General features: G+C 44.5%; 1 protein-coding gene. It reads left to right on the forward strand.

Annotated features, from left to right (window positions below; all coding sequences use genetic code 11):
- Positions 1–279: 279 nt before the first annotated feature.
- Positions 280–1,632, forward strand: a complete 1,353-nt coding sequence (locus AAB523_03585) for an exopolysaccharide biosynthesis polyprenyl glycosylphosphotransferase (GenBank protein ID MEK7556333.1) — start codon at positions 280–282, stop codon at positions 1,630–1,632.
- Positions 1,633–1,677 lie beyond the last annotated feature (45 nt).

Genomic DNA, 1,677 nt, shown 5'->3' on the forward strand with positions numbered 1-1,677 from the left:
GCCCCAATTGCTTTTGGTGATGACATAAAGAATCTTCTTCTTTTGCTTGTGCGTTTGTTTCATGTTCTCTATTGAAAATATTGGGGTACGATGGAAGAAAGGGAGTCTTTATGTAACTATAACAAGGTTGAAATATCGGGGCGATATTGACAAACATGAACTACAGTATGGTAATGCGATAGAGCCAAAGGGTACGACAGAGGTATTTCCCGAAGACATGCTTCCTGCCGTTTTCGCCTTGTCTTTGTGAAGCGCCCTCTATACAATACAAGCAATACAATGAACATATTAAGTCTCAACAAGAAGGAGTCTTTCATACTCTTTGCGGGCGACGTAATCCTTCTGTACTTAGCCTTGTGGCTTACATTAGCGATCCGCTACGGCGCATTGCCGACCAAGGAACTCTTAGAGAACCACCTGACGCCTTTTTCTCTCTTGTTTCTCGTTTGGGTGCTCATTTTTTTTATTGCCGGCCTCTACGAAAAACACACGCTCATTTTAAAGAGCCGCTTGCCCGCGATCATACTCAATACCCAGATCATCAACAGCGTTATCGCCGTGCTATTCTTTTATTTCATTCCTTACTTCGGTATTACGCCGAAAACAAATTTATTTCTCTACCTCCTTATCTCATTCGCGTTTATTCTCGGATGGAGGATCCTTGGCGTGCCTGTTTTGGGATTCCGGAAGAGGCAGAAGGCGATACTTATCGGCAGCGGGGAAGAGATGAGGGAACTGCGTGATGAAGTAAATAACAATCCCCGGTATAACCTCACGTTTGTTTCTTCCATTGACCTCAACCAACTTGAGGGTGTTGATTTTGAAGATGAGATTCTCAACACTATTTACAGTGAGAATATATCCACGATAGTGATTGACCTCAAGAACGAAAAGGTGGAACCTATCTTGCCGCGCCTGTATAATCTTATTTTTTCAAAGATAAAGTTTATTGATAAATATAAGGTTTACGAAGATATCTTTGACAGGGTGCCGCTGAGTCTTGTGGGATACAATTGGTTTCTTGAGAATATCTCGTCGTCTTCCCATATTGCGTATGATTTCCTCAAACGGCTCATGGACATCGTCATAGCTCTTTTGCTCGGAGCAGTCTCGCTTATCCTGTACCCTTTCGTGTACACGGCAATCAAACTTGACGATGGCGGCTCGCTTTTTTTCATCGCGCGGCGTGTGGGGCGTAATAACAAAGAGATCAAGCTCATAAAATTCAGAAGTATGGCCGTGGGAAGCCAAGGAGGGGGTATTGAAGAGGCGCCTCAGATCACTCGGGTTGGCAGTTTTCTCCGGAAAACACGCGTTGATGAGTTGCCGCAACTATGGAATGTGCTCAAGGGCGATGCTTCACTGGTTGGTCCGCGTCCCGAAACGCCGGAGCTCGTGAAATTGTACGAGAAAGAGATTCCCTATTACAACGTGCGTCATCTTATCAAGCCGGGGCTTTCAGGATGGGCTCAGATGTATCACGAGGAGCATCCGCACCACGGGCCGGATGTGGAGGAAACGAAACGCAAGCTTTCATACGATCTCTACTATATTAAAAATCGGTCAGTTCTCCTTGATCTCAAAATTGCCTTGAAGACTTTAAAGACACTTTTGTCCCGGGGCGGAAGATAAAGGGTATTACATTTTTTGTTGGTATACTTAAAAAATGACAAACAC

It is taken from the genome of Patescibacteria group bacterium (genome assembly GCA_038063375.1).
GTDB lineage: Bacteria > Patescibacteriota > Minisyncoccia > Phycocordibacterales > JANLHH01 > JANLHH01.

What these genes read in the sequence shown, in the direction of transcription:
- AAB523_03585 (MEK7556333.1), top strand. Translation starts at nt 280, where the DNA reads ATGAACATATTAAGTCTCAACAAGAAGGAGTCTTTCATACTCTTTGCG.